22 protein-coding genes and 1 riboswitch are annotated in these 24,924 nt (G+C 43.4%); of the genes, 11 read left to right on the top strand and 11 right to left on the bottom strand.

What is annotated here, in order from left to right; all coding sequences use genetic code 11:
* Nucleotides 1-32: 32 nt before the first annotated feature.
* A complete protein-coding gene (locus AAC852_RS10020; protein WP_340620907.1) occupies nt 33-1,136 on the bottom strand; it encodes a toxic anion resistance protein in 1,104 nt (367 codons plus the stop codon).
* A gap of 708 nt (nt 1,137-1,844) precedes the next feature.
* Here AAC852_RS10020 and AAC852_RS10015 point away from each other — a divergent pair.
* Nucleotides 1,845-2,159 (top strand): DUF3761 domain-containing protein, encoded by a 315-nt coding sequence (locus tag AAC852_RS10015; protein ID WP_340620906.1) that lies wholly within the window; start codon nt 1,845-1,847, stop codon nt 2,157-2,159.
* Between the two features lie 565 nt (nt 2,160-2,724).
* Complete coding sequence (locus tag AAC852_RS10010) at nt 2,725-3,498, top strand: protein bax (protein WP_340620905.1); 774 nt, start codon at nt 2,725-2,727, stop codon at nt 3,496-3,498.
* Between the two features lie 107 nt (nt 3,499-3,605).
* Here the strand turns inward: AAC852_RS10010 and gntU are convergent, their stop codons facing one another.
* From gntU to gntR, 3 genes are all read right to left on the bottom strand, one after another.
* The gene (gntU, locus tag AAC852_RS10005; RefSeq protein ID WP_340620904.1) at nt 3,606-4,943 is read right to left on the bottom strand and encodes a gluconate transporter; all 1,338 of its coding nucleotides are present in this window, start codon (nt 4,941-4,943) and stop codon (nt 3,606-3,608) included.
* A complete protein-coding gene (gene gntK, locus AAC852_RS10000; RefSeq protein WP_340620903.1) occupies nt 4,943-5,479 on the bottom strand; it encodes a gluconokinase in 537 nt (178 codons plus the stop codon). The genes gntU and gntK overlap by 1 nt, the downstream gene beginning before the upstream one ends.
* A gap of 222 nt (nt 5,480-5,701) precedes the next feature.
* Complete coding sequence (gene gntR, locus AAC852_RS09995) at nt 5,702-6,697, bottom strand: gluconate operon transcriptional repressor GntR (RefSeq protein ID WP_340620902.1); 996 nt, start codon at nt 6,695-6,697, stop codon at nt 5,702-5,704.
* 380 nt (nt 6,698-7,077) lie between these two features.
* Between gntR and AAC852_RS09990 the strand changes: the two genes are divergently transcribed.
* Genes AAC852_RS09990 through AAC852_RS09980 form a run of 3 tightly spaced genes read left to right on the top strand, consistent with a single transcriptional unit; the run spans nt 7,078 to nt 10,369 of the window.
* Complete coding sequence (locus AAC852_RS09990) at nt 7,078-8,070, top strand: hypothetical protein (RefSeq protein WP_340620901.1); 993 nt, start codon at nt 7,078-7,080, stop codon at nt 8,068-8,070.
* Nucleotides 8,070-9,221 carry a BamA/TamA family outer membrane protein gene (locus AAC852_RS09985; protein WP_340620900.1) on the top strand — a complete coding sequence of 384 codons (1,152 nt, stop codon included), beginning with the start codon at nt 8,070-8,072 and terminating at the stop codon, nt 9,219-9,221. Before AAC852_RS09990 ends, AAC852_RS09985 begins: the two co-directional genes overlap by 1 nt.
* Entirely contained in the window at nt 9,218-10,369 is a 1,152-nt protein-coding gene (locus AAC852_RS09980) for a DUF4056 domain-containing protein (protein ID WP_340620899.1), read from the top strand. Before AAC852_RS09985 ends, AAC852_RS09980 begins: the two co-directional genes overlap by 4 nt.
* Nucleotides 10,370-10,526: 157 nt before the next feature.
* Here AAC852_RS09980 and AAC852_RS09975 read toward each other — a convergent pair whose 3' ends face one another.
* Both AAC852_RS09975 and plsY read right to left on the bottom strand, forming a co-directional pair.
* On the bottom strand, nt 10,527-11,564 hold the full coding sequence (locus tag AAC852_RS09975) for a zinc-dependent alcohol dehydrogenase family protein (protein ID WP_340620898.1): 1,038 nt from the start codon (nt 11,562-11,564) through the stop codon (nt 10,527-10,529).
* A 182-nt stretch (nt 11,565-11,746) separates the two neighbouring features.
* On the bottom strand, nt 11,747-12,406 hold the full coding sequence (gene plsY / locus AAC852_RS09970) for a glycerol-3-phosphate 1-O-acyltransferase PlsY (RefSeq protein ID WP_340620897.1): 660 nt from the start codon (nt 12,404-12,406) through the stop codon (nt 11,747-11,749).
* 108 nt (nt 12,407-12,514) lie between these two features.
* Here plsY and folB point away from each other — a divergent pair, with 108 nt between their 5' ends.
* On the top strand, nt 12,515-12,868 hold the full coding sequence (gene folB / locus AAC852_RS09965) for a bifunctional dihydroneopterin aldolase/7,8-dihydroneopterin epimerase (protein ID WP_340620965.1): 354 nt from the start codon (nt 12,515-12,517) through the stop codon (nt 12,866-12,868).
* Here the strand turns inward: folB and AAC852_RS09960 are convergent.
* Together AAC852_RS09960 and AAC852_RS09955 are read right to left on the bottom strand one after the other, a co-directional pair.
* Nucleotides 12,865-14,019 (bottom strand): multifunctional CCA addition/repair protein, encoded by a 1,155-nt coding sequence (locus tag AAC852_RS09960; protein WP_340620896.1) that lies wholly within the window; start codon nt 14,017-14,019, stop codon nt 12,865-12,867. The genes folB and AAC852_RS09960 overlap by 4 nt on opposite strands.
* 30 nt (nt 14,020-14,049) lie before the next feature.
* On the bottom strand, nt 14,050-14,670 hold the full coding sequence (locus AAC852_RS09955) for a TIGR04211 family SH3 domain-containing protein (protein ID WP_340620895.1): 621 nt from the start codon (nt 14,668-14,670) through the stop codon (nt 14,050-14,052).
* A gap of 289 nt (nt 14,671-14,959) precedes the next feature.
* Between AAC852_RS09955 and AAC852_RS09950 the strand changes: the two genes are divergently transcribed.
* The 3 genes from AAC852_RS09950 (at nt 14,960) to hldE (ending at nt 20,309) form a co-directional block, all read left to right on the top strand.
* Complete coding sequence (locus tag AAC852_RS09950; protein ID WP_340620894.1) at nt 14,960-15,895, top strand: CYTH domain-containing protein; 936 nt, start codon at nt 14,960-14,962, stop codon at nt 15,893-15,895.
* Between the two features lie 25 nt (nt 15,896-15,920).
* Nucleotides 15,921-18,788: a bifunctional [glutamate--ammonia ligase]-adenylyl-L-tyrosine phosphorylase/[glutamate--ammonia-ligase] adenylyltransferase gene (glnE, locus tag AAC852_RS09945; protein ID WP_340620893.1), complete on the top strand. Its 2,868-nt coding sequence runs from the start codon at nt 15,921-15,923 to the stop codon at nt 18,786-18,788.
* A gap of 96 nt (nt 18,789-18,884) precedes the next feature.
* Nucleotides 18,885-20,309: a bifunctional D-glycero-beta-D-manno-heptose-7-phosphate kinase/D-glycero-beta-D-manno-heptose 1-phosphate adenylyltransferase HldE gene (gene hldE, locus AAC852_RS09940; protein WP_340620892.1), complete on the top strand. Its 1,425-nt coding sequence runs from the start codon at nt 18,885-18,887 to the stop codon at nt 20,307-20,309.
* A gap of 114 nt (nt 20,310-20,423) precedes the next feature.
* On the opposite strand, the gene ubiK is transcribed toward hldE, so the two are convergent.
* Nucleotides 20,424-20,702 (bottom strand): ubiquinone biosynthesis accessory factor UbiK, encoded by a 279-nt coding sequence (gene ubiK, locus AAC852_RS09935; RefSeq protein WP_340620891.1) that lies wholly within the window; start codon nt 20,700-20,702, stop codon nt 20,424-20,426.
* Between the two features lie 176 nt (nt 20,703-20,878).
* A riboswitch (FMN riboswitch) is annotated at nt 20,879-21,101 on the top strand.
* A 120-nt stretch (nt 21,102-21,221) separates the two neighbouring features.
* Here ubiK and ribB point away from each other — a divergent pair.
* Entirely contained in the window at nt 21,222-21,875 is a 654-nt protein-coding gene (gene ribB / locus AAC852_RS09930) for a 3,4-dihydroxy-2-butanone-4-phosphate synthase (protein ID WP_340620890.1), read from the top strand.
* 328 nt (nt 21,876-22,203) lie between these two features.
* Nucleotides 22,204-22,980 carry a 4,5-DOPA-extradiol-dioxygenase gene (gene ygiD / locus AAC852_RS09925; RefSeq protein ID WP_340620889.1) on the top strand — a complete coding sequence of 259 codons (777 nt, stop codon included), beginning with the start codon at nt 22,204-22,206 and terminating at the stop codon, nt 22,978-22,980.
* 5 nt (nt 22,981-22,985) lie between these two features.
* On the opposite strand, the gene AAC852_RS09920 is transcribed toward ygiD, so the two are convergent.
* Both AAC852_RS09920 and AAC852_RS09915 read right to left on the bottom strand, forming a co-directional pair.
* Complete coding sequence (locus AAC852_RS09920; protein ID WP_340620888.1) at nt 22,986-24,146, bottom strand: glutathionylspermidine synthase family protein; 1,161 nt, start codon at nt 24,144-24,146, stop codon at nt 22,986-22,988.
* 24 nt (nt 24,147-24,170) lie between these two features.
* Nucleotides 24,171-24,845, bottom strand: coding sequence for a DUF1190 family protein (locus AAC852_RS09915; protein WP_340620964.1), 675 nt, complete (start codon nt 24,843-24,845; stop codon nt 24,171-24,173).
* Between the last annotated feature and the right edge of the window lie 79 nt (nt 24,846-24,924).

Genomic DNA, 24,924 nt, shown 5'->3' with positions numbered 1-24,924 from the left:
AAAAAATTAACACGTCTTTATGAACAAGCCGATTATTGATATTTCGTCACTGCGGTATTTAAACGCTGGCGTAGATTTTCTTCCATATTGGCAAGTTCAACCTCCACCTGAGCACGCTTGCTTTTCGCATCAGAAGCAATGCGCATAGTCTCTTCAATTGTATTGACCAGACGGTCTTGTACTTCACGTAAGGTTTCCGCATCAATAATGGAACGTTCAACTTCTGTCGCTACGGCAATACTGTTCTGTTGCAGAATTTCGGCATTTTTGCGCAGTAATTCATTAGTGGTATCGCTAACTTCTTTCTGCAATTTGGCTGCCTTGCCTTGTGCATTCAGAGACAATTGCAATACTAACTGACTCTTCCAGATTGGCAGAGTAGTCAGGATACTGCTTTGGATTTTTTCAGCCAGTTGCTGGTTATTGCTTTGTACAATACGGATTTGCGGGGCAGTCTGAACCGCTACAGCTTTTGACAGTTCCAAGTCATGAATACGGCGTTCAAAGCGGGTGATGTTTTCCATCAGATCTTTCACACTCTGTGCATCCATCATATCTTTGGACATTTCTGCTTTCATGCGCAGTTCAGGCAGAAGTTCGTTTTTTACCTGTTCCAGCTTCTGTTTACCGGCTTCAACATAGAGTGCAATGTCTTTATAAAAACCCAAATTGCGGGTATAGAGCTGTTCCAGTACATTAATATCCCGAACCAGCGTAGTCATTGCATTATCAAGATGGACGGTAATTGCATCCACCTGTTGAGTTAAAGTTCTGCTATCAATAACTGCGCGCTCTGCTTTTTTGAACAGGCCACCAATCAGAGGAAGGTTTCTAAAAAAACTACTTGTTTTTTCTTCTTCAGTCAGTGCACCATTCTCACGTACAAACATGACCAGATCAGATAATTTCTTACCGACAGCGCCGGCTTCTTTTGAACGAACATTCTCCAGTAAAGAATCAGCAAAGCGGGCAATTTCACCCATAGGTTTAGCGCCATAGCTAATGACCGCAGTTGGTTGGAAAATATCAATTTTCTCTATCAGAGCGTTGACTTTTTCCTGATCAAACCGATCCGCGAGTTGGGTAGAGTTGGTTTGGCGATCGAACGATGGTATAGGCATAGATTCCGTATTCATGAAGTAGTCCAATTGTAAAATGAATGTATATCCGTTGTTTTTCAAGTGGTAGCTTTGTGGGCGGGTTAAGTTCCTTTACCATCGCGCTATATCTTGAAATCCATAGGGCATAACTAGGTATAATATAAAGAATATTATACGATTTTCTCTGTTTGTTTAAAACCAATTCACTTAAGAATATGATATTTCGATTTAATAGATAAACATAATAATTTTTTGATTTAAAATTTGGGGGCCATTTCAGGGGTTATTGATGTTAAAGTTATTTTTAGTCAGATGATTGTTCTTGGAGAGTCCTGTGCTTAGTCTTTAGCTTTGGTTTTTTGTGGTAATCCTTCACAGTATTTATCCGTTTAAATAAAATATATACCAAGCTCCATTTTGGCTTGTTTTAATCGTTGGTCGAGACGTGAATACATTATGGAGATTCGGGCACATCATTCTTTTATTTTTATTACTTCCATTTAATCAATAGATTTATCCGGTAGAAATAAAACTGAACTGATATCAGTTTTAAATTTTATGATTCAATGAAGTTGGTTTAAGGAGTATTATTGCTAAATACAGCATAATTAGAAAGCTGTTTTTATGAGTCTTCAAAATGATAATTGATGTTTATATCAAAATTGTAATCGCATCATTCAACGCTATACTCCAAACTACAAGAGTTGATTTCGGGTTAAATACTCTAACCAGAGGATACATATTATGAAAAGCTTGAAGTTATCAGTTGCAGCATTACTGGTGTTGTTTTCAAGTGCAGTAATTGCGGCGCCCACGGTATCAACAGATCACACTGCCAAAACTGGCACAACAGTGGAAAAGAGTGTCAAAACAACCAAAAATAAAATGAGTTCGTTAGAAAAGAAAGCAGGTGAAAACAGCAAGAAATCAACGAAGAAAGGAAAAACTAAAGCTAAAAAAGGTGTGAATACTGCCCTTTGTAAAGACGGAACTTATAGTAAGAGTAAATCGCGTAAAGGTGCATGCTCACGCCACGGTGGTGTAGCCAAATGGTTATAGTTTTCCGATGACTTTTCATTATGTCTAATTAGGGGGCTTAGGCCCCCTAATTACTTTCCAATAAGAATCTCTTTTTTAAATTTTTACGCTTCATATATCCGTTATTGTGAGAGTAATATTATTTTTAATATTGTGTCCTTATTTATTTAATCTAACTATTAAAACATGATTAACCACTAAAATAGATAACTAAAAATAGATAAAATTATATCTAATGATTCACATAACTAAATTAATTTCTGTATTGATAATTTAAGATGGGTGCGAAATGATTTTTTCATTAAAAATAAATAAGTTAATCATAATATCGTGAATCAAATATTCTTTATTTTAGATAAAAATAGTCGAAAAATATGTGATGAATAACACTATTTGCCAGATAAAATCCCAATAATTATTACACTTATTTACGGTATTAAGTAAAAAATATAGATTATTATCAGTAACGTGCTAATATTCGTTACGTAATTAACCTTACGAAGCACGAATAAAGATAGCTATATATTGATTGCTTTGTTAATATTCGTGTGTTTTTTATCCAGAGTAATAAAACGAGGAGAAGCAAATGCCCTCTCGAATGATGATGAGGACAACTGCGGTCTTCGCTTTCTTTCTCTCTTTAATCTTTACTGGATTGAGCAATGCTTCAACCAATAGCTCAAAAGTGAAAGAGTATTCTCACAGTGGCATAAAGTATCATTTGCCTGATTTGCGAAAATACCCTTCAGGTATACCCAGGAAGAAAGCGTTTTTAGATATTGTTGTCCCTGTAATTGATAAGCATAATCAACAGATTATGCAAGACCGCACATGGCTCCTGTCGCACTATAAATCACATAAATGGTCTGCACAGGATATCAGACGATTGCAGAGGATCTGCATGGATTACAAAATGACTTGTACCTCACCAAAACGGGTCGATTGGCATAATTTGTTAAGTAGGGTTGATATTATTCCGACCCATTTTGTTGTTACTCAGGCTGCCGCAGAATCAGGATGGGGAACATCAAAACTGGTGCAGAAAAACAATAACCTGTTTGGAATGCGTTGTCGCTCATGCGGCAAAGCTAAAGGGAAAATTAAAGGTTATTCAGTTTATGATTCGATTGAAGACTCTGTTGTCGCCTATATGAAGAATATGAATACGCATCGTGCTTATGAGTCACTGCGTACTTCACGTGCAAGGCAGAGAATAGCACAGGTGCCACTTAATACCAGCAAACTGATCGATCATCTTAAAGGTTATTCCGAATTAGGTGCTGGTTATAATCGTTATTTACATAAAGTATTTAATGGCAATAAGGAATTGATTTCACAAGTACAGGAATACGGGAAGTGATTGCCAATAAATACGAGTAAATATGGTTATTCTTTAATAATCCGCACTGTATTAATTACAATGTGGATTATTTTTTTATCATGATAGTCTAAAAAACCGTTAGCACATCATAGCATCGCGAAATAGATCATGCCGACAATTGCTCCTGTTGTACCTAAAATAGTTTCCATGATTGTCCATGTTTTTAAGGTCTGTCCTTCTGTTGCCCCGGTAAATTTACCGAACAACCAGAAACCAGAATCATTGACATGGCTGAAGATCAATGAGCCACCAGCGATACATACAGAGAGTGCTGCCATTTGTGCACCGGAATAACCCAATTCACCGATAACAGGCAGTATCAGGCCGACAGTGGTCAGGCAGGCAACAGTGGCTGAACCTTGTATCACACGTACAGCACCAGCCAGAATAAAACATGCCAATGCGATTGGCAGGCCGGCACCGACCAATGCGTTACCCAACGCAGGCCCTACACCGGAATCAATCAACACTTGCTTGAAGACACCACCCGCCCCTGTAACCAGTAAGATAATTCCCGCTGGTTGGATTGCCGCAGAGCAGACATCCATTACTTTTTCTTTGCTCATGCCACGACGAATTGCCAGGCCATAAATCGCCACCAGGCAAGCAATTAAAATCGCGGTGAAAGGATGACCGATAAATTCCAGCCACTGATACAGTACAGATTGTTTATCAACAAAACGGGCGCCAATAGTTTTCAATCCGACTAATACTAATGGAAATAGCACCAGCACCAGACTGAACGCAAAAGAAGGCATCTGGTTCTTACCAATGCTTGGTGTGCCCAGATCTTTGGGTAAATCCAGAGTGACATACTTGCTGATGAAATTACCGTATGCGGGGCCAGCCAGTAACATACCGGGAATTGCCGCACTCAGGCCAATCAGGATCATCCAGCCAAAATCCGCACCCATTTGAGACGCCAGCATCATTGGCGTTGGCCCCGGCACCAGAAATGCCGCCGCTGCTGCCACCCCGGCAAACAATGGAACTGCCAGTTTTACCACATTACCGCCAGTCCGACGTGCAACAGCAAAAACCACGCCGATCAACAGTACAATCGCTACATCAAAAAACAGGGGTAATGCACAGATAAGGCCTGCAATGCCTAGCGCATAATTAGCCCGTTTTTCACCGAAGCTGCCCAGTAACTTCACGGCGATTTGATCTAGTGCGCCTGTTTCATGCAGGATTTTGCCAAACATGGCCCCTAATGCGACTACAATAGCAAGGAAGCCCAATGTGCCTGACATACCGTTTTGCATAGTTTGAGCGATTTTTTCTAATGGCATCCCGGAAAAAATACCGGCTCCCATTGAAACCAACATCAAGGCGATAAAGGCGTGCATTCGGGCCTTCATCACCAAAAATAGCAGCAGAAGAACAGAGCCGACGGCTGTCAGCACCAGCGTTAATGTACTCATTAAGGCGCCTCAGTAATATGGTGGATTGTTCTAATTGTGTTTTTAATTACTTCATCAAGAGCTGGTTTGATATCAATAACATGAACATCTTTTTCGTCCCTCGTCGGTTCTTCTAATGCCTCGAATTGGGAGATCAGCATTTGTGGTTTGAAAAAATGACCTTTACGTGCTTTCAGACGGCCTTCAATTAATTCAAAATCCCCCTGCATATACAGGAATGACAAGTTCTTGTTACCGTTACGTAGGATATCGCGGTAGCGTTTTTTCAGGGCAGAACATACCAGCAAAGAGATGTTATTGGTACGTTGCATGGCAAAAATGGCATCATTAAGCGCTTCCAGCCATGGTTGACGATCATCATCATTCAAGGCATGGCCTTCTGCCATCTTCTTGATATTGGCGCGGGGATGAAGGAAATCTCCATCTAAAAATGCAGCATCCAGTTTACGGGTAATACCATTGGCAACGGCAGATTTACCACTGCCGGATACCCCCATCAATATAAAAACATGGTTTGGCTGCCGGGTATCGTTCATCATCAAACTCCTTTATGCAGATTTTGTCACTTGGTCATCCTTGTGATTGAACTGCAATATTTTCTTTGTGAAATATTATCTGTGAAATGTTACCGGTAACTATTTATTAGAAACATTATCAGTAGCAAAGGATAGGGAGCAATTAATCAAGATTGCTAAAAAAGGAAAATGTGAGGACTATCGCAATTGAAGAAGGGAAAATATCATTTTAAGCTACAAAAATTAAACACTTTCACCTAATGAAAGTGTAAATCCAACGTCAATAAGGGTTCGCTCTGGTTTTTCGCCCTTCAGGCGGGTAAGCAATGCTTCTGCTGCCTTGCGTCCCATTTGGTTACGGGGAGTCAGTACGCTGGCAAGTTTGGGAGTCATTACCTGGCCGACATCATGTCCATGGAAACCCGCTACAGCGATGTCTCCCGGTACTTTGATCCCCTGACGCTGACATTCAAATATTGCTCCAATCGCGATATCGTCATTGGTACAAAACAGGCCGTCGACATCTGGATATTTCAGGTAAGTTTCCTGTAAGAGTTGGGCACCCAATGAGTAAGATGAGCTGGCAGACGTCATCATTTTTCTTGGTTGTAACCCTGCATTACGCATTGCCATTTCATATCCTTCCAAACGGATCAATGCCCTTTCATCTTGTCGGGCGCCGAGGTAGACAACATTCTGGCAACCACGTCCAAGCATGGATTCTGTCATCTGACGTGCTGCTTCAAAATTATCAATACCAACAGCGACATCAAGGCAGGGCGATACACTGTCCATCAGTTCTACAACGGGGATACCCGTGGTTTCCAATACTTTCAGGGTCTTGGGAGTATGTGTTCGTTCGGCCAAGATCAGTCCATCAATATTATAGGAAAGCAGGGAGAGCAGACGCTCTTCTTCTTTCTGTGCTGAGTAGCCGTAATGCGCGAGCATAGTCTGATAGCCATGACAATCTGTCACATGTTCAATACCGCGGATAACTTCGGCGAATACCTGATTGGTTAATGAAGGAAGCAATACCCCGATTGTCCGGCTGGTGGAATTGGAAAGAATATCCGGTACACGATTAGGAATGTAGCCCAGTTGATCCAAAGCCGCAGCAATCCGTTTCCCTAAGGCTTCGGAAACCTGATTTGGATGACGTAAGAAACGGCTGACCGTCATTTTTGTGACTCCAACGAGGTCTGCAACATCTTGTAAAACGGGGCGTTTTTTCTTCATTTTCAATGCGGTGCAATCAATATGAGAGGAGTAAGCTAATCAAGTGTGGTTTTAACACGTTTAGACACCAAAATAATACGATTTTTAGCAAAAAATTCTGGTTGACTCACATTCCATGGAGACTGCACTTATTCGTCAACTGCCATAAAATTTTTTCTGATATAGATATCAGGAACAGTTACTTACTCCGATCCAGTTAATTTATCGAGAGCATATAGAAATTATCAGAGTAAAAAAATAATCAGCCTGAAATTATTTATACAAAAGTCACTCATTAAAATATTTTCTATAATTTATTAATTTGTAAGCATTTTTTGATAATGGTGCATAAGGTGGATCATGCTAGTCTGCCGAGTCTTTCATTTTTCTTTGAGTGTATTATGACCTTAACTAACTTCAGTAAATTGTTAGCTGCTACATTCTGCCTTGCAACTTCATACAGTTATGCAGGAAATGAGCGCCCACTGTTTTCATTGACGATGACTGAATCTGGTGTACCGCAAACGAATAGCGATGGTAGTTTGTCCCACTCTGCAAAATCAGAATCGCATGTTCTGCCGATTTGGAGGGATAAAGCTCAAGCCAAAGGCTATGATCTTCCTGAGCCATTTGGTGTCAGTTATGGTTATATGAACCTGCGCCAGGATGTTATTGTGGATAGTATTAAGTTTGAATTTACTAATCCAAAGGTGAATGAGAACTGGAAAGATAAGATCATTGTTAATGCAGGTGATACACGTAGCAAAAATGAAACCCAATTATTGAAGCTGGATACATGGGTTCTTCCTTTCCTAAATGTATATGGTGTTTATGGAAAGACTAAAGGCAAATCTAATACAAACCTGGACAATATTTTTGTTTTTGATGATACCGATACTTATAAAAATATTCCTTTCGAGCTAAATTTTAAAGGAAAAAGCTATGGCGGAGGTGCAACATTTGCTGGTGGATATAATCAATTCTTTGCCACTTTAGATGCTAACTATACACGTACTAATCTGGATGTTTTAGACGGTGATATTAGTGCTTTTGTTGTCACACCACGTGTCGGTTATGAGTTTGTTTTCAACCCCTTATTTACTGGTCAGGGAAATAGTAAAGTTCAGGTATGGGTTGGTGCTATGTATCAGGATATCACTCAGCGTTTTAAAGGAGATGTAAGCAACCTCAATTTACCATCTGAAATTGAATTCTTATTTAATATGCTTAAATACCAGTCAGATGTTAAATTCGACGTCAAACAACATCTTGCCCATAAATGGAATAACACTGTCGGTGCTCGTTTCGAAGTTACCCGTAATTTCAATATATTATCTGAAGTTGGCTTTGGTAACCGAAACAGCTTCTACATTTCTGGTGAGTTCCGTTTTTAATGTTGGTCCTTAAGACGATCAAAAGGCTGGTAATATCCAGCCTTCTTATTTTTATAGTCACATCAGCTTATGCGGATATCTTGCCTGATCGGCAAAAAATTGATGGCTGGCTTGAAGAGTTAGGCGGCAGTAATCAATTCGATGCCAGCAAGAAAATTGACTGGGGTGTATTGCCTGGTCCTTTTTATACACCTGAAATGGGCGTGGGGATTGGTGTGGCGGTGGTCGGGCTTTATCGCCCTGACAGTAACGATCATATCAGTCAGAATTCTTCTCTGGGGCTCAGTGGTTTTGGCTCATCCACGGGCGCATTTGGCCTGAATTTCACCAATTATAATTTTCTTGCTAATGATCAGTGGCGGTTATTTATTTCTGGTACGCTCAATAACATCCCTACCTATTATTGGGGGCAAGGTTATCGTGCTGGGAAAGAGAATCGCAATAAAGAAAGCTATCGCTCGCAGGAGTTTGATATTCGCCCCCATGTGCTTTATCGCGTTGCGGATGCAACCTACATGGGATTAGGCTGGAATTTCTCATCCGTCAATGCCAGTGACACCGATGCCAAGGCGAAGAAATATTTTGCACAGTCCGTTGGTGGTCCTTCTGTCATAAGTTCTGGTGTAAGTGCATATTTCAGTTATGACACACGGGATTTTCTGCCTAACCCTCAACATGGTCAAACTGTTGAGCTTATTTATACTTATTTTTCCCCTGAATTAGGGGCAGATCATCATTTTCATATCACTCAATTACAATTTTCGACTTATCACCAGCTATCTGAAAAAACTGTGCTAGCCTTTGATAATTATGCCCGTTTTAGTGCAGGTGATGTACCGTGGAACCAATTATCCCTGTTGGGGAATAGTCGGCGTATGCGTGGCTACTATGAAGGGCGTTATCGCGACAAAAACATCTTCACCACTCAATTGGAATTAAGGCATAAGCTGGACTGGCGCCACGGTATTGTTGGTTGGATAGGTACGGGAACATTGAGTGATACCCCTTCAAAATTGGGTGACAGGCATTGGCTCCCTTCAATTGGTGTGGGCTATCGTTTTGAGTTTAAACCACGTATGAACGTCAGGTTAGATTTTGGTATCGGAAAAGACAGTATCGGGTTCTATTTTCAGGTTGGAGAAGCATTTTGAAGCATTGGGTAACATTGTTTCTAGCAACATTGTGTTTAAGTTTTCTGTTGATAGCATGCCAAAGTAAATCAGCCCCTATTACACCTATTGAGCCGATGCTCAGAAGTGACACATATGAACAGACGGAAAATGATTGGCCAGTTCTGAGTCCTCTTGAACCTCCTGAGGGGTTAAGAGCGTGCTGTGTATTCGGTTACAACCTTAAAGCAGAGGCATTGGGGGTCTCTATGCCTCTCTATAGCATCGACAATATTGTTGAAGCTGAAAAACTGGGAGAGCATCACTATAACGATAGTATTTTGGGAGCGAGTGCTGCGTTATTAGGGATCAGTAATGAAAAAATCGGTTTGCTATATACCGAGAAAGGCGGGTTTATTGATATTTCTCATGTAAGGGATACCGCAGACTATACCCTTTATTTCTTTAGCCAGATTTATGCTCACCTTGGGCAAGAGTGGGTGCTGACACTGGATAATGAGCTTGCGGCGCGTAAGATCCACTTTTTTGCATTTACACCGCCAGAAGATCCCGCTGAACGTTATACGTTGAGTGCTTATCTGGCTGCAAAACTGGCCTTTCAGTTAGCTGCCTGGCATGAAATTGCCCAATGGTACGGCTATCAGTCTATTCCCGGATTCTCAGAAGCTGTTTCGGCGTTTTCCCCGGAAGACCTCTATTCCAATCTGTTGGGCGCGAGATTGGCACTGACGCTGATTTTGCACGGTCAGGCATCTTCCGTAAGTCAGTTTTCTGCTGCCATCGCAAATATTTTACCAATCGCATTACATGAACTGGGTGCTTACAATAGATCAGGCACAAAAGAGATGTTTGATAAGGTTGATGGTATATGGTGGAACAGTTATCAGCGTATTCCCCAAAAATTTCTGCTGCTGCGCAGGAACTATGAAACCCAGGATGATCGCTATCCATTAATGCCATTTGATAAAGAGAAGTCTGCTTTGCGTCTCTCTTTGCCTGAATATTATCAACATTTTTCGCTGGATAAGTTGGCTGAATTCCAGTTATGGCCAACAGATAAGATGAAAAACTTACCTGTGCCACAACGCTATTGGACAGTGAAAGATTTTCCCATGCTGGCGGAAAAAGCTGAAAAGCAGGACACGAAGCAGTTGTTGAATAATAAATAGCTGTTTGTGTCTTATCCCCCTCGGCTAGATAAAATTAAATACTATTTAAGGTTAAGTACTAATTCTCAGGCGCTGTAATGCCTAAAAGCCAATTTTGGACAACCTCAAGACGGGGATTGAGCAGGAGTGTAGTTTAACTACGCTCCTGCTATATCAATTATGCTGACAAGACAATTTTCAATGCCCTTTCTTGCGCTGCATTATTAAATACGTCATAAGCGGTTTCTATTTCATTCAATGGATAATAATGAGTGACCAGCTTTTCAGGTGCGATTCGGCCGGATTGAACGCTTTTCAGTAGCATGGGAGTACTGCTTGTATTGACTAGCCCAGTGGTAATAGTGATGTTTTTGATCCAGAGATTTTCAAGATGTAAATTGACAGATTTACCGTGGACTCCCACATTAGCAATAAATCCACCCGCTGCAATGATGTCCTGACACATTTTGAAAGTTACAGGGATACCCACACACTCAATGGCAACGTCTACTCCAAGACCATTAGTCAGCTTGTTGATAATTTCTGCTACGTTTTGTCGTGTCGGATTGATAATTGTGTTAGCGCCGAGCTGCTGAGCGACGCGAAGACGGTTATCATCAGTATCGATCATGATGATCTGTGCCGGAGAGTAAAATTGTGATGCCAGCAGTGCTGATAGTCCGACAGGCCCCGCGCCAATCAAAGCGATAGTATTTCCGGGCTGAACTCTGCCATTAATAACACCAATTTCAAAGCCTGTTGGCAGGATGTCACTCAGCATTAAGGCAGCTTCTTCATCGACACCATCTGGCAGGAGATGAAGACTATTATCAGCATGGGGAATACGTACTTTTTCTGCCTGTGTACCATCAATTTTATGCCCCAGGATCCAGCCACCATCTTCACAGTGGGCATAAAGCTGACGTTTACAATGAAGACAACTACCGCAGACGGTGATGCAGGAAATAATCACCTTATCACCGACCTTAATGTTGCGGACTGATTCTCCAACTGACTCAACGATCCCAATGCCTTCATGTCCTAATGTCCGGCCTTGCTCGACAGTAGGAACGTCTCCTTTAAGGATATGCAGATCTGTGCCACAGATTGTTGTTTTGACGATGCGGATGATAGCATCTGTTGGTTCGATAAGTTGGGGTGGCGCTTTTTCTTCCCAGAGTTTTTTTCCGGCTCCGTGATAAACAAGTGCTTTCATATAACCCCCTTCACAGGTGATGGTTGTCACTTACGTTATTAGTTGTTTGAAGTTTAGCAGATAGATAACGTTCTTGATCTTCGGGGCGTTTCCTGAGCCAAACACATACAGGTTGGCCCTTGGTGTTATCTTTGGACGGAGTGAAACAGGACAGAAACAGCCCCTTGTTGGGGCTGTATGTATCACTCGTCTTGTTGTTGTTCTTCTTTAGCTGCCTGGAGTTTCTCTTTATCTGTCATTTCCTGTTTCTTTTTCAGTTTTTGCCAGATGCGGCTTTCCTGACCTCGCCAGAGACGTTGGATGTTATCATGGTGCCGCATAAGTATCAGACATGAAAGCATTGCGACAGGAAAGGTGAATTCTGGTTTGAACCACCAGACGTAGAAAGGCACGACGAGAGCACCGATGATTGCGCCTAATGAGGAGTAGCCGCTCAATAATACGGTCAGCGCCCATGTCCCGGCAACCAACCCCATTAAATCCCAGCCAATGGCCGCAATAGAGCCGAATGCGGTGGCAACACCTTTGCCTCCTTTGAAATGGAAAAATATTGGGTAAATATGTCCTAAACAGGCAGCGATGGCGATAATGCCTAAATAAAAAGGTTGAATGTCGAGTTTATATGCCAGCCAAACAGGGATCATGCCTTTCAGTACATCGCAGATCAATACTGCCAGCGCGGCAGCTTTGCCGCCAATACGCAGTACATTTGTTGCTCCCGGATTACCGGAACCATGCTGGCGGGGATCGGGTAATCCTGCCAGACGACAGATCAATATCGCGCTGGATATAGAGCCACACAGATACGCGAAGATGATCATACCAAGCGCGATAGCACTCATAAGATATCTCCAATGAATAAAGGTCGTTTTCTTTACTATAACAATGGATAATACGCACATTTAGCCGGAAGTGGTATCCGGTGAACCGAAAAACGGAGAAACGGCGTGATGGATATCGTATTTATTGAACAATTAAGCGTCATTACTACCATTGGCGTATATGATTGGGAACAAACAATTAAGCAAAAGCTGGTGTTTGATATCGAAATAGGTTGGGACAATAAACGTGCAGCTTCCAGTGATGATGTTGAGCATTGTCTGGACTATGCCAAAATCAGTGAAGCAGTGATCCAGCATGTGGAAAATCAGCGATTTGCTTTAGTTGAACGTGTGGCAGAAGAAGTGGCCAATATTTTGCTGGAGCAGTTTAAGGCGCCGTGGGTCAGAATTAAAGTCAGTAAACCAGGCGCAGTAGTACAAGCAAAAAGTGTCGGTGTCATGATTGAACGCAGAGCGAGTTAATGCTGATTTTGTTGCCAGTTGGTAATGGCGAGTTGGCGTTGTCGTTCTAACTCTGTACGGATTTCAGCCCCCTGAAAACCACGGGCAATGATCTGCTGAACATTAACCTGACTGGCAATCGCAAAAGCTTCCCGCAAATATTTTTCAGGTGGATAAACAGATGTTTTTAGCCCTGTACAGGCAAAGGCATCGGCTTTGCTACAGATAACTAATTGCTCGATACGTTGAGGTTTTCGCCATGCGTCAATGGCATTGAACAGTATTAGCAATTTTTCTGCCGGTAACTGCTCGGCAGTGTGTACCCAATTGTAATATTGCGCCACGATACCAGCAAGGTCACGTACTGAATTAGGTACGCGTAACCGTTCGCACATTTGCTTAATCTGTTTGTTTCCGGTGTGAGTGCAAAGTGAAGCGAAGCGGATATCGATATCAGTACTTAGTTGAGTGGACATTTGCAGGATATTCAGAGAATGAACCCCCATATCCTTCGTCATGGAAGTCACACCAAACAGATTATCGATTTCAGGGAAAAGAAGCACCAAAGCACCACAGTCACGTAAGACCTGGAAATAAACGTGTGGAGATTGTGAGGCGAGTGCTTTTTCAGTCTCCCGCCAAACCCGTTCAGGTGTTAACGATGATAATTCACCGCTCGCTGTCATTTCAGAGATCAGCGCTTGTGTTTCTTTAGCAATGGAAAAGCCTAAATGAGCAAATCGGGCAGCAAAACGTGCCAGACGCAGTACACGTAGTGGGTCTTCTGAAAATGCTTCCGAAACATGACGCAAGATACGATATTTAAGATCTTCTATACCGTGATAAGGGTCGATCAATTCACCTTCAGGAGTCTGTGCAATGGCATTAATGGTCAGATCCCGACGTAACAGATCTTCTTCCAAAGTAACATCGGGAGCCGAGTAACAGGTAAAGCCGGTATACCCCTGACCGGATTTTCTCTCTGTCCGTGCCAGTGCATACTCTTCATGAGTCTTGGGATGCAGAAAAACTGGAAAATCTTTTCCAACCTGTTGGTATCCCTGAGATAACAGTTCTTCCGGGTTGCCACCAACGACAACCCAGTCTCTTTCTGTAATCGGCAGATCCAGCAGTTGATCACGAACGGCACCACCCACCAAATAAACTTTCACTCTTGTGTCCTTAAACTTACCGCCTTTAAATCAGCTCATCCAACGATCTTTGCGTTTACGACGTGGAACGATATGTGGCAGTACAAGACCCAACAGTAAGCCAATACCTGCAACTGCACCACCATACATGAACCACTGCAAAATAATGGCTCTTTGCTTATCATCCAGTTGTAAGTTGGCAATTTCGACTTTTTTCTCCGCTACAGTCAGCTTGCTCTGGAGCTTCTCATTCTCTGTTTTTAAATCATTGATGATTTTATCGCTGGCCGCCACTTTGTTCTGCATCTCTGCGGTGCGTTGATTCCAGCTATTATCAATATTAGCTAATTGTTCAGTCAGAGTTTTGATCTTCTGCTCCATGGAGGGAATGCGTTCACGCAGGCTGGGAATAGCGCTGAGCTCACTGGTTAAGATCCAGCTTGTACGCCCTTTACTATCTCTTATTTGTGAATAGCCATTCTCTGATTTTGGATTGACCAGAACAACCTCAGCACCGGCATTCAATGAACCCATAATGCGATGTTGATTACTGGGGCCGCTGCGAATATAAGCTGATAATTCATCAGAGACATAACGTTTTTCCTCAGCATACACGGATAATGAAAGTGTAAGACCGAGTAATAAAATAAGTAATCGATGTAATTTTTGCATTCTGTCTTCTACTGTTTTTGGTGTATGGGTTACAAACTGATAGGGTTGCAAACTGATAGTAAAGAGTAAAGTTTGCGGGTGCAATCAGTAAACCAGAATGAATCCTCATTTAACTGACCGAATACAGACATTGTTAGTGTTTTTTTGGCGGAGTAATACGATTACTTGGCGATATCACACAATGATTGTTGAGATAACACACAGTTGTGGTTTATTTTTCCTGTTCCTGAAAAAAGTTGTGGTTAGGGTTAAATATGATCCGCCCTGGGTTAATTGAGAGAGAAAAAATATGCGTTCTGTAGAGGTAGAGTTGAAACTGTCTGTAAAACCCGAAGCGATATTGGCAATTCGCAACCAGTTGTTTCAGCTTCCTAATCATTACTCTTCACCACAACATTTAACTAATATTTACTTTGAAACACAGAATAATCAATTGCGCTGTTGGGATATGGGATTGCGTATCCGTGGTTTCGATGAACAGTATGAAATGACTATCAAAACAGCGGGGCGAGTTATCGGAGGTCTCCATCAGCGGCCGGAATTTAATGTTCCTCTTCAGCAGCCAAAACTGGATTTAGCCCGCTTTCCTGCTGAAATCTGGCCTGAGAATACTGACCTTACCCGATTGCAGGCTCAATTGACTGCGCTGTTCAGTACAAATTTTTGCCGTGAAAAATGGGTTGTGAATTATGGTCAGAGTGAAATTGAAGTTGCGCTGGATCAGGGGGAAATCCGGGCTGGAGAGAGAACCTCGCCAATTTGTGAGTTTGAACTGGAGTTGAAAACAGGCAGTGTGTCAGATGTGTTGTCATTAGCAGAGGAACTGGCAACACAGGATGGTTTGCGGCTGGCGAACAAGAGTAAAGCTGCGCGGGGGTATGCTCTTGCCAGTAATAGATCTCCTGCCAAGTTGGTGGAAGGAAAGGCATCTGAAACACTCGAATGGCAGCAACCCTTATCTGTTCTTCTTGCCGGAATTCTGGAGCAGTGGCAGGCGCAGGAAGAAGAGTGGCTGGCAGGAATAGCCGCGGGAAAAACAGGATTAAAACAGACTCTGCAATGGGTAAAACTTCTGACTGAAAAGCAGGGAGAAATGACTCCGGCACTGGGTTTATTATCTGAATTAAAAGAGGCGCTTTCTACAGGTGATGCAGAAGTATTGTGTTACAGCGCAAAATGGCTGCAATGCAAACTGGCGTTGACTCAGTGGTTGATGGCTCAATAACAATTAAAAAAGGGAAACCTGACTTATGTTGCCACTCTCATCAATTTTAACTCACCGATTACAACAGGTTATTGCGAACTTCCAGCAAGCGACAGAAACAACAGAAGTTTTTGCACCTCATGAACAGACAGTATTGGTACTGAGTGATTTTGTTGCAGAAAACATACTGTCACGTCCTGCATGGTTGGTTGAAATTCGTCAGAATCCCCCTCAGCCTGATGAGTGGCAACACTACGCAGATTGGTTGAATCAGTCTCTGTCAGTGGTTGGTGATGAAAATTCACTGATGCGGGCTCTGCGTCTTTTTCGCCACAAGATGCTGGTGAGAATTGCATGGCTGCAAGCGCTGCAAATAAGCACGACAGAGCAAACGCTGCAACAGTTAAGTGTGTTAGCTGAAAGCCTGATTATCGCTGCCCGCGATTGGTTGTATCGGCATTGTTGTCAGGATTGGGGAACACCGACTGATCAAGCGGGTGTAGCACAGCCGTTGTTGATCCTCGGCATGGGGAAACTGGGAGGAGGAGAACTTAATTTTTCCTCTGATATCGATCTGATTTTTGCGTATCCAGAAAATGGTGTGACACAAGGTGGTCGCCGTGAGATGGATAACTCCCAGTTTTTTACCCGATTGGGGCAGAAACTTATCAAGGTATTGGATCAACAGACGGTGGATGGTTTTGTTTATCGTGTTGATATGCGATTGCGTCCGTTTGGTGACAGTGGGCCGTTGGTGTTCAGCTTTCCGGCGCTGGAGGATTATTATCAGGAACAGGGACGGGACTGGGAACGTTATGCCTTGATAAAAGCCCGGATTTTAGGGCCTGATGATCAGGCATATTGTTATGAATTACGCCAGATGTTGAGGCCATTTATATTTCGTCGTTACATTGATTTCAGCGTGATCCAATCTTTACGCAATATGAAAGGCATGATTGAGCGGGAAGTGCGCCGACGGGGTTTAAAAGACAATATTAAACTGGGGGCAGGAGGGATCCGGGAAATTGAATTTATCACGCAGGTATTTCAATTGATCCGTGGAGGTCGAGAACCAAGCCTGCAATCTTGCTCATTATTGCTGACACTGAAATCCATCGAAACATTGGCGTTATTGACTCCAGAACAGGTCAGGCAACTGGAAGAAAGTTACCTGTTTTTGCGTCGGTTGGAGAATCTGCTGCAATCCATTCGTGATCAACAGACACAAACTTTACCGGAAAATGAGCTGGACCGTGCCCGTTTATCCTGGGGCATGGGATTTGCTGACTGGAATGATTTAGTAGTGGAAGCAGCGAAAAAAATGTCTGCCGTCCGGGACATTTTTCAGCACCTGATAGGAGATGAAGCGGAAGAAAATAATGAGGAAGCTGCACATGTACCGTTTAAAAGTTTATGGCAGGAAAGCCTGAACAGGGATGAGCTGATGGCGCTTGTTCCTCATCTGAATGCGTCTGAAGCCCAGAAAATGCTCGATATGGTTGCATTGTTACGTCACGACATCAGTAAGCGCACCATTGGCCCACGGGGGCGTGATGTGCTGGATCATTTGATGCCGCGCCTTTTGGTAAAGATCGCTACAAAGAAAATGGGGGCAAGGGAAGATACAAATACTGTGCTGGAGCGGATTATTCCTTTGCTGCTCAGTATTGTCAGCCGAACAACTTATCTGGAGTTGATGCTGGAATCAGAACAGGTGATGACCCACGTTATCCGTCTGTGTGCTGCTTCTCCGATGATTGCCAGCCAGCTTAGCCGTCATCCTTTATTATTAGATGAATTACTCGATCCTACGTCGTTGTACGAGCCTTTGCCTCTGGAGGCTTATCGGGATGAACTGTATCAATATTTATTGCGCGTCCCTGAAGATGATGAGGAGCAATTGCTGGAGGCGTTGAGGCAATTCAAACAGGCGCAATTATTGCGGATAGCCGCAGAAGACATAGCAGGAGCCTTGCCGATTATGAAAGTCAGTGATCACCTGACTTATCTGGCAGAAGCGATTATTGGTGCGGTAGTCCAACAGGCCTGGCATCAGATGGTAAAACGTTATGGTGTACCAACACATTTATCTCAGCGTCAGGGGCTTGGTTTTGCCATTATTGGTTATGGTAAATTGGGCGGTTGGGAACTGGGTTATGGTTCTGATTTGGATCTGGTATTTTTACTGGATTGTCCGATGGGTGTAATGACTGATGGCGCTCGTTCCATTGATGCCCGTCAATTCTATTTGCGTCTTGCTCAGCGCATTATTCACTTGTTCAGTACCCGAACGGCTTCGGGCGTATTGTATGAAGTCGATGCCCGTTTGCGTCCGTCCGGTGAATCAGGGATGTTGGTCAGTACCCTTGAGGCTTTTGATGATTATCAGAAAAACGAAGCGTGGACATGGGAGCATCAGGCATTGATTCGGGCCCGTATGGTATTTGGCGATGAAAAAATGCGGGCGGATTTTGAACGCATTCGTCGGGAAACATTATGTATGCCGCGTGATCCTGATCTACTGCGTCAACAGGTACGTGAGATGCGCGAAAAAATGTACCGACATTTGGGAAGTCATCAACATGACCAGTTTGATATTAAAGCCGATCCCGGTGGGATCACCGATATTGAATTTATCGCTCAATATCAGGTACTGCGTTATGCACAAGAAAATGCCAAATTGACCCGCTGGTCTGATAATGTTCGCATTTTTGAACTCATGGCTGAACACAATATTATGGATGAACAGGAAGCAGTGGCATTAACACAGGCTTATATCAGCTTGCGCAATGAACTGCATCATCTTACTTTGCAGGCGTTATCCAATCGTGTCTCTGTTGAACGTTTCAGCCAGCAGAAAACACTGGTGCACAATAGCTGGCAGAAGTGGCTTGGTGCTAATCGGGCAGAATAAGCCAGAGAGAAATAGGCTTTTTCTGAGGTTCTTGCTGGTATTTAGGTTGGTTATGGTAATATCCGCAACAATTTATTTTGAGATTTGGAGCATGGGATGAACGTAGCACTCCCTGATTTTCACCGCGCAGGTGTTTTGGTTGTTGGCGATGTCATGTTAGATCGTTATTGGTACGGCCCAACCAGCCGCATTTCACCGGAAGCTCCGGTTCCTGTCGTTAAGGTCGATACCATTGAAGAGCGTCCGGGAGGAGCGGCTAACGTCGCCATGAATATCGCGTCACTGGGTGCCCATTCACATTTGGTGGGATTGACGGGTATTGATGATGCAGCACGGGCATTGAACGAAAAACTCAGCAGCGTGAAAGTTCAGTGTGATTTTGTTTCTGTGGCAACGCATCCAACCATCACGAAGCTACGTATTTTATCCCGTAATCAGCAACTGATCCGTCTGGATTTTGAAGAAGGGTTCCAGAACGTAGACGCACAGCCAATGTTGGAAAAAATCCAGCAATCCTTACCAAATATCGGAGCACTGGTGCTTTCAGATTATGCTAAGGGAGCGTTGAATCAGGTTCAGGCAATGATCAAATTGGCGAATGAAGCAGATGTTCCTGTTTTGATCGACCCCAAAGGCAACGATTTTGAACGTTACCGTGGTGCAACATTGCTGACACCGAATATGTCAGAATTTGAAGCCGTGGTTGGTCATTGCAAAGATGATGACGATCTGGTGCAGAAAGGCACGCAACTGTTGCAAGATCTGGAACTGAAAGCCCTGTTGATCACCCGCTCTGAACGAGGCATGAGCCTGCTATGTGTGGGGCAACCACCGCTGCATTTGCCAACGCAGGCACAAGAAGTTTTTGATGTAACGGGGGCGGGTGACACCGTGATTGGTGTTTTGGCAGCGGCAATCGCAGCAGGAAAACCATTGGCGGAGGCCTGTTATCTTGCTAATGCAGCCGCCGGGGTCGTGGTTGGAAAATTGGGAACATCTACTGTTTCTCAGGTAGAGCTAGAAAACGCAGTACGTGGTCGTGCAGAAACGGGCTTTGGGGTGATGAGTGAATCACGTTTGAAAGATGTCGTCGAACAGGCGCGACAGCGCGGTGAACGTATCGTGATGACTAATGGTTGTTTTGATATTCTCCATGCGGGGCATGTATCTTATTTGTCCAATGCCCGTAAACTGGGCGATCGTCTGATCGTGGCGGTGAACAGTGATGCGTCAACCAAGCGCCTGAAAGGGGAAACACGGCCAGTGAATCCACTGGAACAACGGATGCTCGTATTGTCTGCGCTGGAATCGGTGGATTGGGTCGTGGCATTTGAAGAAGATACACCACAGCGCTTAATTGCGGGAATTTTGCCTGATATCCTGGTCAAAGGCGGGGATTATAAGCCAGAAGAGATTGCCGGTAGCAAAGAAGTCTGGGCGGCTGGTGGAGAAGTGAAGGTATTAAACTTTGAAGATGGGATCTCAACGACCAATATCATCAAAATAATTAAAAATCAGTAAGTTTACCTGCATCATAATGCCGTTATGTTCCTTGCGTGATTTAACTTGTGACATAAACGGCATTGCCTGAATGAGCAGGAGAATTGTCTCTTGTCGCAATTCTCCTTAATACCGTTATTCCGCTTTCTTTTCAGCACTTGGTTGTTGGCTTTCAAGACGGGCTTCCAGTTCACTCAGGCGCTGTTCCATACTAACCAATTTTTCACGGGTACGCAGTAATACCTGAGTCTGGATATCAAACTCTTCACGATTGACGAGATCCAGTTTACTCAGTTGGGATTGCAATATAGTACGCAATTTTTTCTCTACATCATCACTGAACTCTTTTACGCCTTTCGGCATAGCACTGTGGATCTGGCGGGCAATTTGTTCAATTTTTTTGGGATCGAGCATGATGATCATCCTTTTAATGGCTGCGCTGTTTAAATGACAGGGCTGTTAAATGAATAACAAAACTGTGTGTTGTTGCTATTTTAATACCTGATGACAAAAGCACAATTGATTGAGAGATCAGTTTTATATTTGCTTTTGTCGATTGCTCTGATGAATTATAAACGTTATAGTCAAATTGTTTATCTCAGGGCAGGGTGAAAGTCCCTACCGGCGGTAAAGTGAAATGACTTCTGGTGATTTCATGAAGCCCGCGAGCGCTCTGTTTGTCATTATCCTTTTTTGATAGAAACGTGTTGTCAAAAATTGGTTGTCAGAAACTAATGAGGATAAAAACAGAGGTCAGCAGATCCAGTGTGATTCTGGAGCCGACGGTGATAGTCCGGATGGGAGAGAATAACAGTATCAACCGGGCGCTTGCGCTCGTCTGTTGTTTTTATTGCTGTATTTTTAAGCAATATCAACTCCTCAAAATCGCCCTGATTCTGGTAATCCATACATTTTAAAAGAGGTTTTTTTACCATGAATCAGACGCTACTTTCTTCTTATGGTACTCCATTTGAACGTATCGAACGTGCGATAGCTGCTTTGCGTGCAGGCCATGGCGTAATGGTGCTGGATGATGAAAATCGTGAAAATGAAGGTGATATGATTTTCGTTGCCGAAACGATGACCGTGGAACAAATGGCATTAACTATCCGTCATGGCAGTGGGATTGTGTGCCTTTGTATGACGGAAAAACGCCGTCAGCAATTGCAGTTACCTATGATGGTCGAAAACAACTCCAGCCAATATCAGACAGCTTTCACTGTCACTATTGAAGCTGCACAGGGAGTAACAACCGGCGTTTCTGCCGCAGATCGTATTACAACCATTCGTGCAGCCATAGCAGATGACGCGCAACCAAATGATCTGAATCGCCCTGGGCATGTTTTCCCTCTGCGGGCACAGAATGGCGGGGTGTTAGCTCGCCGTGGTCATACCGAAGCGACGATTGATTTGGTGAAACTTGCGGGTTTCAGACCAGCAGGGGTGTTGTGTGAACTGACAAATGATGATGGCTCAATGGCCAGAGCGCCTGAGGTTATTGAGTTTGCAAAACAGCACGATATGCCAGTGGTCACCATCGACGATCTGGTTGATTATCGTATTAAGATGGAAAAAGCGGTTAGCTGACTCAGCATAGTTGTTTTTTTCTACTGAAATTTTCTTCCATTAGCATGGAATACCCCATAATCCTCAATACACAGGCAATAAAACTGCAAATTGAAGGATGAAGGGTAAAAATAGTTCGGCATAAAGGACCGGACGGGGTAGAATATATCAGTTACATCGCATGTACGCTTGTAAGGCCGCAGTCCACACCCTGTGGCCTTTCAGTATTTTTGAAGTGCTCCATTATTTTTTGATTGGTCACATTCAAGGAAGAAGCTTCATAATCTTGCCATAATTTTTTTGTCATTATCATAACTATCATGTTTGATTTGCCGCATGAGGGACGAAAATGAGTCTCCTGAGAATACCCGCATTATTCATTGGTCATGGTAGTCCAGTGAATGCCATTGAAGACAACTGTTATTCACATGCCTGGTTCGAATTGGGACAAAAGTTACCCAGACCAAGAGCAATTCTGGTGATTTCTGCGCATTGGTATACAGACGGTACTGTTGTGACGGCAATGGCCCAACCAAGAACTATCCATGATTTTGGCAACTTCCCCAGAGAATTACATGAGAAACAGTATTCAGCGAAAGGTTTTCCTGAACTGGCTGTATTAGTACAGGATATTCTTGAACCCATTGAGGTCGAAACTGATTTTGAAGAATGGGGATTAGATCACGGCGCCTGGGGAATATTAGCTAAAATGTATCCTGATGCGGATATTCCTGTTATCCAACTGAGTATAGATCGTAATCAATCCACTTCTTTCTATTATGAGATGGGTAAGAAATTATCTATGCTCCGTGATGAAGGCGTTATGATCATAGGAAGTGGGAATGTCGTGCATAACCAGCTTGCAGAACAGATGGGAGCTGAGCCTTATTCGTGGGCTCTGTCTTTTGAACAGTTTGTGCGCGAGAATTTGACCAGCCTTGAGGAACCACATCCTTTATTGCAGGCCCTGGACAGGGAAGATGGTAAGTTATCTCACCCGACATCAGAACATTTTCTGCCACTTTTCTATGTGTTGGGAACATGGGATAAAAAAGAGCCAATTTCAACGCCTGTTGAAGGTATTGAAGACGGCTCTTTGAGTATGTTGACAATCCAATTCGGATAAATAACTTAATCCAGAATAATGTGCGGGTAGAAACGGGACAGATCTTGTGTGATTAATTCACGATCTTCACGAATACAGATACCCGCCGCTTGATCATTGACTAACCAGCTACCTACCAGCGCATGACTATCGCCGAATTTCGGCAAGGAATGGAACTGCTGAACGATCATACCTTCTTCACCATATGGACCATCGGCATTGGCAATTTCCCGGCCATTTTCGATAATACGAATATTGGCCCCTTCACGGGAGAAGAAAGGCTTAATTACATAGCTGTTCATCTCTGCTGGACGTTCATCGGCAAAATAAGCAGGCAACAGATTGGGGTGATCCGGGAACATCTTCCACAACATTGGCAGTAACGCTTTGTTGGAAATAATGCTTTTCCATGCAGGTTCCAGCCAACGGACGCCCGCATCAGCCAGTTTGGTCGAGAAGATTTCACGCAGCATGAATTCCCATGGATACAACTTAAACAGATTGCTGATCACTTGATCCTGCAAATCCGTAAACTGCCCTTTTTCACCAAGACCAATATCTTCAATAAACAGGAATTCCGTTGCAATGCCCGCTTCTGAAGCACAATCCTGTAGATATTGGATTGTGCCACGATCTTCTTCGCTATCCTGACAACACGCCATATGCAGCAGGCCAAACCCGTGTTTTTCACGTAACTGTTCAAAACGCTCAATCAGTTTTTCTTGCAAGCTATTGAACTGATCTGCATTTGAGGGCAGATTGCCGGCATTCATCTGGTCTTCCAACCAGATCCATTGGAAGAAAGCAGATTCATACAGCGATGTCGGGGTATCTGCATTGTTTTCCAGCAATTTTGGTGGATTCTGGCCATCATAGACTAAATCCAGGCGGGAATAGAGTGAAGGTTGGCTGGTTACCCATGAAGTACGGACAAATTCCCAACAATGCTTAGGGATCTGAAATTTTGTCAGTAGTTCTTCACTGTTGACGACTTTTTCCACAACCTGCAAACACATCTGATGCAGTTCTTCGGTGACGCCTTCAATTTCTTCAATCTGGTTCAGACTGAATTGATAATAAGCCTCTTCACTCCAGTAGGGCTGGCCATACATGGTGTGGAAATTGAAACCATATTCTGTTGCTTTTTCGCGCCAGTCCGGGCGCTCATTAATATTAATGCGTTTCATCTTTATTTAATCACTCACCTTGACTTAACCGCCCATTGAACGGGAAGAGCTGGAGCTTGAACCAGCAGATGAACGCTGCATACTGGATTGTTTTGCTACTGTATCACCGAACCCACCACGCGTAATGGTCGTTGTGGTTGCTGGTTTTGGTGCCATTGCTGTTTTGGGTACAGACATGGTACGACCGCCAGCCGTAGCCGGGCCATAACTCTTACCTGTTGCATCTACAAACTTGCCATTAGCTGGACTACTGGCAGATTTTGATGAGAACAGCGGTTGTGAAGGAGCTGAGTTACCGCCCATCAAACGACCCATCATGTAACCTGCCATCAACGGCATCCAGAAGCTACCGCTGCTGCTTTGTGCCTGAGCCTGATTACCAACACCTGCCTGTGCAGGGGCCTGAGTACATTGTTGTTCACCAAACTCAGCCACACAGTCTTCACGGGTTGCATATTTCGGTGCCGTTTTTTCTGCTTCTTTCAGAGCATTGTTATAAGCGATAGTGCATTGTTCACTTTGAGAAGGATTTGCCTTGGAACACTCATCGGCATTGGTATAAAGCGATACCGTTTCATCGTTCTGTTCACAGGCAGAAAGCATGAAAACCGCACTGACAGCGAGTGCCACAGGTGCAAGACGATAATTTCGCCATGCTTTACGAAAATTATCACGGTTAATCTCTTTTGTCCGTTTCATTGTCATAGGGGGCATCCATCTTAAAGGTATCAGATTAAGAGCGAATCCCACCAATGATGCGCAATGGGACAGCTCCTAG

The organism is Xenorhabdus siamensis, assembly GCF_037996745.1.
GTDB classification, from domain to species: Bacteria; Pseudomonadota; Gammaproteobacteria; order Enterobacterales; family Enterobacteriaceae; genus Xenorhabdus; species Xenorhabdus indica.
This window is presented reverse-complemented; position numbering and strand designations above follow the sequence as displayed.

Bases quoted from the DNA above. Each gene is read 5' to 3' on its own strand.
- AAC852_RS10020 (WP_340620907.1), bottom strand. From the start codon at position 1,136: ATGAATACGGAATCTATGCCTATACCATCGTTCGATCGCCAAACCAAC.
- AAC852_RS10015 (WP_340620906.1), top strand. From the start codon at position 1,845: ATGAAAAGCTTGAAGTTATCAGTTGCAGCATTACTGGTGTTGTTTTCA.
- AAC852_RS10010 (WP_340620905.1), top strand. From the start codon at position 2,725: ATGCCCTCTCGAATGATGATGAGGACAACTGCGGTCTTCGCTTTCTTT.
- gntU (WP_340620904.1), bottom strand. From the start codon at position 4,943: ATGAGTACATTAACGCTGGTGCTGACAGCCGTCGGCTCTGTTCTTCTG.
- gntK (WP_340620903.1), bottom strand. From the start codon at position 5,479: ATGAACGATACCCGGCAGCCAAACCATGTTTTTATATTGATGGGGGTA.
- gntR (WP_340620902.1), bottom strand. From the start codon at position 6,697: ATGAAGAAAAAACGCCCCGTTTTACAAGATGTTGCAGACCTCGTTGGA.
- AAC852_RS09990 (WP_340620901.1), top strand. From the start codon at position 7,078: ATGACCTTAACTAACTTCAGTAAATTGTTAGCTGCTACATTCTGCCTT.
- AAC852_RS09985 (WP_340620900.1), top strand. From the start codon at position 8,070: ATGTTGGTCCTTAAGACGATCAAAAGGCTGGTAATATCCAGCCTTCTT.
- AAC852_RS09975 (WP_340620898.1), bottom strand. From the start codon at position 11,564: ATGAAAGCACTTGTTTATCACGGAGCCGGAAAAAAACTCTGGGAAGAA.
- plsY (WP_340620897.1), bottom strand. From the start codon at position 12,406: ATGAGTGCTATCGCGCTTGGTATGATCATCTTCGCGTATCTGTGTGGC.
- folB (WP_340620965.1), top strand. From the start codon at position 12,515: ATGGATATCGTATTTATTGAACAATTAAGCGTCATTACTACCATTGGC.
- AAC852_RS09955 (WP_340620895.1), bottom strand. From the start codon at position 14,670: ATGCAAAAATTACATCGATTACTTATTTTATTACTCGGTCTTACACTT.
- AAC852_RS09950 (WP_340620894.1), top strand. From the start codon at position 14,960: ATGCGTTCTGTAGAGGTAGAGTTGAAACTGTCTGTAAAACCCGAAGCG.
- glnE (WP_340620893.1), top strand. From the start codon at position 15,921: ATGTTGCCACTCTCATCAATTTTAACTCACCGATTACAACAGGTTATT.
- hldE (WP_340620892.1), top strand. From the start codon at position 18,885: ATGAACGTAGCACTCCCTGATTTTCACCGCGCAGGTGTTTTGGTTGTT.
- ubiK (WP_340620891.1), bottom strand. From the start codon at position 20,702: ATGCTCGATCCCAAAAAAATTGAACAAATTGCCCGCCAGATCCACAGT.
- ribB (WP_340620890.1), top strand. From the start codon at position 21,222: ATGAATCAGACGCTACTTTCTTCTTATGGTACTCCATTTGAACGTATC.
- ygiD (WP_340620889.1), top strand. From the start codon at position 22,204: ATGAGTCTCCTGAGAATACCCGCATTATTCATTGGTCATGGTAGTCCA.
- AAC852_RS09920 (WP_340620888.1), bottom strand. From the start codon at position 24,146: ATGAAACGCATTAATATTAATGAGCGCCCGGACTGGCGCGAAAAAGCA.
- AAC852_RS09915 (WP_340620964.1), bottom strand. From the start codon at position 24,845: ATGAAACGGACAAAAGAGATTAACCGTGATAATTTTCGTAAAGCATGG.